The 7,287-nt window shown below is 33.3% G+C and carries 5 protein-coding genes; all 5 read right to left on the minus strand.

What is annotated here, in order from left to right:
* Positions 1 to 206: 206 nt before the first annotated feature.
* A complete protein-coding gene (locus OMO38_RS19265) occupies positions 207 to 542 on the minus strand; it encodes a hypothetical protein (protein WP_264751808.1) in 336 nt (111 codons plus the stop codon).
* 589 nt (positions 543 to 1,131) lie between these two features.
* A complete protein-coding gene (locus OMO38_RS19270) occupies positions 1,132 to 1,893 on the minus strand; it encodes an SDR family NAD(P)-dependent oxidoreductase (RefSeq protein WP_264751809.1) in 762 nt (253 codons plus the stop codon).
* Between the two features lie 12 nt (positions 1,894 to 1,905).
* Positions 1,906 to 2,478, minus strand: coding sequence for a TetR/AcrR family transcriptional regulator (locus tag OMO38_RS19275; protein ID WP_264751810.1), 573 nt, complete (start codon positions 2,476 to 2,478; stop codon positions 1,906 to 1,908).
* Positions 2,479 to 4,767: 2,289 nt separating this feature from the next.
* On the minus strand, positions 4,768 to 5,448 hold the full coding sequence (locus OMO38_RS19280) for a hypothetical protein (RefSeq protein ID WP_264751811.1): 681 nt from the start codon (positions 5,446 to 5,448) through the stop codon (positions 4,768 to 4,770).
* A gap of 209 nt (positions 5,449 to 5,657) precedes the next feature.
* A complete protein-coding gene (locus OMO38_RS19285) occupies positions 5,658 to 7,079 on the minus strand; it encodes a hypothetical protein (RefSeq protein ID WP_264751812.1) in 1,422 nt (473 codons plus the stop codon).
* Positions 7,080 to 7,287: the final 208 nt, after the last annotated feature.

Here is a 7,287-nt window from a genome sequence, read left to right on the forward strand (position 1 = left end):
TCGAATTCTCTATCAGGAAAAAAATGGTTTTGAAGGCGAAAATAAAGTTGCCAGATATCATACGACTTAATATAGTATATCATAAAATCTGTTTATGCTATCTGAGCTCAGAATTATTTATTATGATTTTGCTGCTGGGATGGTATAGTTCAAATTCAGTGTTAAGGCGCTTCCGAGCGGAGCATTTGCTACTAAATTTTGATCCGTTACACATAAGACAACAGCACTTTTAATCCGCCTATGGTTCCGGAAGCTGCGGCAACTTTGATGGTCAATAAATCTACGGGGATCATGTTGGTTCCGTTCATGAAATTCGCACTGCCTGCTTTTACTTTTACATTAAAATTCTTTGTTGAAGTTACTTTCAGAGTGTTAGCCTGAGCCACTATTTTCTCCGAGTTATAATCCGCAGCAGTAGCATAGCTGTAGGCAACGGCAATACTTCCTCCGTCGATAGAGATTACATTGTTCAGAATAATATTTACGGTTGTGGTTGCGGTTGTATTCTGAGCCTGAACATTGTTAGTTCCTAATAATATCATAGCTCCGATAGTGAAGGCTGCGATTGCGATTTGTTTTTATCATGACAGTATTGAATTTTTATTTTTGTCTAATTGTCCTCTTTTGAACATTACAAATCCAAGGCGGCAATAAAAGTTTCTTCGTTGTTGAAAATGGAAGTTCATGTAGTAAATAACTACATGGGTTATTATTGGTTTATCTTGATTCTCTATAAGTAAGTAAAAATCGTTTTTTAAAACTAGATATATACAATAATCACTTTATAGAGCTTACTGATATGGCAGATTTCTATTCTAATATTAAAAGTATTCAGCTTAAATTTTGTTTAAATATTGTAAAGAAATACTTTCGAGTATAAAAAAAAGGCAACATTACGGTGTCTTTCTCTCGTCCTCTGATGCATTCTGAAATGATAACATTAATGTCAGGAAGGTATTTATTTTCTGAGTAATAACTGATCTCAATTTCTTTTGTGTTATTCCATAATGCTATTATGTCCACATCATAGGTCAAGCTGAATACAAAATATCAAATGGTCGTTTTATAATAAGAATTATAAAGGATAGTTGTGTTGGGTTACAAACACAGCTATCCTATATCGTTTGTATATTACTGCTCAAAGTTTCCGGACGCTGCCGCAGTGCGGCCTCCGTCCACTGCCAGCTCCGCTCCGGTTATAAAGGCGGCTTTTCCAGATAATAAAAAAAGTACGGCATGTGCTACATCTTCCGGCTGGCCTACACGTCCTAAAGGAATGATCGCTCCCATTTTTGCTGCTGCACCAGCTCCTGCTGCCCGCTCAATCATCGGCGTGTCTATGGGGCCCGGTATAACTGCGTTAACCCGGATCCCATCTTCGGCTAATTCAATAGCAGCAGTGCGGGACATGGCTGCAATAGCTGCCTTACTGCCTGAATAGGCAATAGAGCCTGGAGCAGCACGCACACCTGCTTCAGATCCAATATTCACAATAGCGCCGCCGCCGTTTCGTCTCAGAGCCGGAACAACATGTTTCATGCCTAAAAGCTGGCCTAACTGGTTGGTTCGCCATTTTGCCATCACTTCTTCAGCGTCGATCTCTGTTATAGGTCCTGTAATCGTGATGCCTGCATTATTCACCAATCCAGTCACCTTACCGAATTCCGACTCGGCATAGGCAACAATATTAACCCAGTCAGCTTCTATGCCTACATCCTGGAGTACAAAACGAACATCTTTGCCCAGTTCATCAGCGATGCGTTGTCCATCGGTAACATCGCGTCCGCCGAAAACTACTTTTGCACCTGATTCTGATAAAAGCCTTACTTCAGCTTCACCCTGGCCTCTTGTGCCGCCGGTCACAATAATGACCTCTCCTTGCATTTCTTTCATTACAATTTATTTTTATAATTTGATATTAATAAAGGGTTCATACACCTGTTTGAGTATATCTGCGATTGGTTTACTGCCTTTGCAGGCCAGCCATTCCTTTACAGCAAGGCGAAGCCCGGCAAGGGCTATGGCAGCTGCCATTTTTCCTAAAATAGGGTAGGTGCCCTTTTCAATTAAAGCATCAGCCATTAATCCTTCCCAGCTTAAATATTTTTCATGATTTCGGGCCCGCAGGGAAGGTGTATTTTCAATTAAATTACCCATTGCTAGTGAAACCTGGTGAAGTTCATTATGTTGATCGACATGGCGGATCACTGCGTCTAAAGCTGCCTGAACAGGCTGCTTCCGGATATCTTCACTATGCTCATGCAACTGATTGACCAATTGAGGGCCGGTTATCTCTGTCCAAAAAATGGCTATATCTTCTTTACTGGCAAAATAGCGGAATAAATTGCGCCTGGAAACACCAGCGACCGCAGCGATTGCATCAACTGTAATCTGGTCAAAACCTTCAGCTAAAAAGAGCTTTATTGCAGCGTTGGCAATTTTTGCACGAAGCGCTTGAGCTTTATCATTTTTATTCATGCTTAATTTGTTGAAAAGTATTTGCAAGTATATTCATTTAATTTAAAATGGCACTGAGTGCCAAATTTATAAATATTATTTGATTAAACGGTATATATTTTTGTTTATTTTAAAAAAAATAAACCACCGTTTTCTGCAAATATTATAGGTGCTCAACACAGTGAAATGAAAGCTCTAGTGTAAAAGGATTATTTGGCGACGGTTTAATTTAGGAACGAGCAATTCTGGATCTCCCTTAATAAAAATGCTATCCACCAACAAAGAGTGCATTCACATCCTCGAGGAACATCTACGGAAGTAAAGCCTTCAGGTTTTGATGTTGGCGAAGTTTTAAAGATGAATATAAAAAAGAGTTTCCAGAAGAATTTTGGACATACTAGAGGCATTTAGACAAATAAGGCTAACACAGAATAGCATTTGTTAAAGTTACTGCTACTATTTATATTCTCTTTTACTTCTTAAGGAAGAATAAAGTTGATAAGCCTTCCTAAAATAATTCAGATTTATTAGATAAAATAAAAATTAGCCGGAAAAAATATCTGGCTTATATATTATAGGTAAAAGTAAATACTTCATATGGCGGAATTCTGATAATAAGGTTCCAATAATTTTCTTTTGGCAGATGAAGGCTATCTTTCAACGTCTGCATCAATTATCTTTACTAGCTCTAAATCTATCTTTAAAACTAAGAAATTATTCCGTCTTTTAGGATTGTTCTTGATCCATAATTGCATTATTTGAGTGTTGTCTCTCAAGAATGTTATCTCATGTATATCATGATAATATAGAATTAGAGAAGTTTAATAGGACAAGAAAACTGTCGGTAATCATACCTCATTAACATGTCTATAATAAGTGCTTAGAGATCAATTTTTGATATCAGAATAAAGATTGAGTAGAGAAAATGAAACACTGACTGTAATCTCTATAAAAAAGGGAAATCTTCAGTTTAAAATTTGAAGATTTCCCTTTAATGAAATTAAATATTATGTTATATATGCTTTTTAACATCAAACAAATTTCGTGCCTACAGACGCTTATATATAATATTATCATACAATGTAGATTTCACTAAGAAAAAAAATATAACGTAATTGACTGATCGGTTACCCGTTTCTCTATAGCAAATACATACTGTTGTCACAGCCGAAAAAAAATTTTTTGGGTAGCCGGGGTTGGAAATCCCAGAACCTACGCAAAAACATTTCAAGCTTTATCAATATTCTTTCTTATTGTTTTCAAGGAATTGATTGCAGTTTTCCTTGTGCCTGCCTGAATGGTAATCCGCATAGAAAAGTCAGAAACCTCACAAGATGCAAATGTAGTTCATTGAAAATTTGATCCTTATTAATTCTCTTGGTATAGATCAGTTGATCTAATTAAATTATAAATTAGTTTGTCTGATTTTAAATTCCAGTGATATTGACCACCCAATTTCAGATGATCACTGAAATACCGTAAAAATACGGATGATAAAATAGTGTGAAAAGAAGTAGATTTGTCAAGGATAACAGATATAATTAACTATATTGATATTTATAAATACTAAATAATGTTAATTCTATAAATTTTTAATATTTAATATGTTTTTTCTTTAATAATAAAAGTATAATTGTTGGAATCGTTTATACAAGGATTTGCAAAAAACCTAACTAGCCAAAATTCAATAATATGATAACACTTCTTGTAAAGTCCTACGACTTTACCTGATGACTAATACATAGTAAAACATTCCTATATCAATTCATTTGCACGTCGAGCTTTACAGAGATTTTCTATTAACAACAAAGCTGTTCCCACTTATTGAACAAGTCTATTGAATACTACAACAATGTGCTATTCGTAGGATCGTATCGATTCAGATATTTGTCACGTTCATATCAACTCATTTCTTGACATGTAATATAAAACCATACAGAATTTAAACTTTTTAAAAACAAATAATTGTGGACGGAACAATTGGAGAGATCCGACATTTTGCCGCAGACTTTACTCCCCAATTGGCAATATTGTAATGGTAGTCTATCTTTTTTGGAAACACATATCTTGTAAGAAATGGATCTTCACCTTTAATTTTAAGAGTAACATTATAATTTTGGCGTATCTCGCAATGAAGTTGAATATTGTAAGTATTTTATGGCGATAACAACTAACTCTAATAGGATAAGAGACTTTCCTCTCTATAATCATAATCCACGGGTATTTTTAGATCTGTTTTGACGATGTACTTGTAACAGCTCTATTGAAGTAGGGTTGTTTAGTTTTTCACAATCAATCTTTAATTAGCACTTAAAATTTCACAATATTGTAGCTCAACTTTAGAAAAGGCATGCCGAACCCACTGGAATAATCATCAAAATTGTCCTTTTCAACGATGTAGGTCCCTATCATTGCTTCAAGTCTTTTATATTTATAGCCCACACCTATTTTGTAAGCTTGAAATTGAAAATCAACTTCACTGGTTCTACTAAAATTAATTTGACCATTTGGATCTCGGTCATAGACTTCTGTTACGTGGAACAGTGTATTATTATTCATTAATCCATAACCTAAACTTGCAATAATCTGATGATTGATGTTTTTTAACGGAAAATATTGTTTTAATTGAATTTCTGTGTCTGCAATAATTCTCATATGCTGATCAGTTGTAAAATAATTATTTGGATTATCCAGGTTATTATCGGAATATAACTGATCATACCTGAAACTTTGATTAATTCCAATTGTTGTGTTCTTAAGGAAGTAATATTCTATGCTTACATTTATACTGTTACCGGACAAGTGTTTATCCCTGTTGTATAGAAAGAATTTATTGGTGGTGTACAAGCCTTCCTCATTCTTAAAGTTAAATGGAACAATTCTGAACTCAAATCCGGCATCGACCTTAAATTTCTGCTGTTGTGTTTCTTGTGCAAAAATAAATGACGAAACAAATAGGGTGTTTAAAACTAAGATTTTTTTAGATTTCATGATAATTTATAAAGGTTTTAAATTTTATGTAGTGAATTACTGTATATACCACAATTTTAAATCTGTTAGTCTACAAATTCTTTAGATAATAAAGCCATGCTTAAACTGTGATATTTTTATAGGAGGTAGAATTTCTAGTAGAATTATGTATGATATTAAGTATATTAAATGTTTTGTATATATCAGTCTTCTGAGATATGGATTTAAAATTAAAATTTAAGCTTTCGCCATTTAAAGTATATATATCTATAAGCAGGATATATATGTAGATTTTTCATTACTCTGATTTTAATGTTTTTTCTGGTGGGATTTATCGGTATGGTGGTTAATTTTTTATCAATTATTTCCAGTAAAAGCTTATAAATAGTGTGGAAATATTTGTCTCTATCACGTCTGTTCGTTGCAATAAGCAAATTCAGCAAGTATCTATTGTTAAAAGGAGAAATAACGATATTATAAATGTTCGAGATTGATTTGCTGCTACCTGCCCAATTCGGCATTTTGTGCTCCCAATAAATAGAATCTAATAGGTGAACTGTATCATCTGTTTCACTGAACCACTGAGATACAGCTTCTTTTTCATAGTTTCCACCTCTAACTCCTATGATATAACAGATATCATCAATCGATATTTTTCGCGGGAGAGGATCATAAAAGTTTCTCGCAATCTCGCTGACATTCCCATTAATTAGATAGGTGTCTGGATAGTAATTATTCATTACAGTTGATATCTTACGAATTCTCTCGTCATCTTTCCAAAGCTCCGTAATTTGATCACCTAATTTTACCGAAGCTAAATTATAATGTATCACATTTAAATTTTTTTGAAAATGTTGAGCTATTTTCTGAGCTATGATAACATCTTGCTTACTACTTTCTGACTGATGATTTAATACATAATAATTGATATTTTTTGAAATAGATAATGATGATGCAAATAATACTCTTGAATCCCAACCTGCAGTTATTGCTATTCCTAAATTCTTTCTTTCTGCCATACTGCTCATCGAATTCTGAAGGATACTCAATACCAAATGAGCCACCTGCCGATTATTAAGCTTTTGAGTGATCAATGTTCGGGGAAATCTGTAGTATTTACGCTCAGTGACGTTGTAATAAAAATTTGAAATAAGCTTTGTAATAGATTTATAAGGTGTTTTGCTGAAAATATTTATTTTTTTATTAGCAATATAGGGAGGTAAATTATCGTGAAAGTCGCTGTTTCCGGAAATCTTTGCTATGATATTGGGTTGAGAACTGATATACAAGTCAGCATCTTCATGACAGATGAAAACTTCTAATTGACCGGTTGCATCATTAAGGATGTAAGTATTATCATTTTCCACTATAATCATAATAAAAAATCCTGACAGCTTTTCAATTTTTTCTAATTTTTCATTAAAATGTAATTTTTGCAGAGATTCTACGATTTCTCGATTACCTTGAGATGTATTCTCATAATCGAAACATTCGCCAAAAAAAATAATATTCTTAGAGCAAACTAAATTTTCATTATTGGAAGGATGAATGTAGATCTTCAAATCAGAATGATCAAAATTACTAGTTCCAGTGATCGAAAAATCCTTTTTTTTAGTACTAATAAAGTAATGAAAGGGGGAGATTTGAGTCATGTAAAAAATGTTTTGGACAGTCAGTTACATCTATTTCACAAATAAAAGAAATGCAAAAACAGATATGTTATTTTCATTCTATAGTGAAATAATTTTGTTTTTAAATTTATAATCTAATATTATTCAGTTTATATAATTGAAAATCAATACATTAAATATTTACTTTCTTAATATGTAATTTGTGATTATTGAAGACAATATTAAGTAT

The organism is Chryseobacterium kimseyorum (assembly GCF_025971945.1).
GTDB lineage: Bacteria > Bacteroidota > Bacteroidia > Flavobacteriales > Weeksellaceae > Chryseobacterium > Chryseobacterium kimseyorum.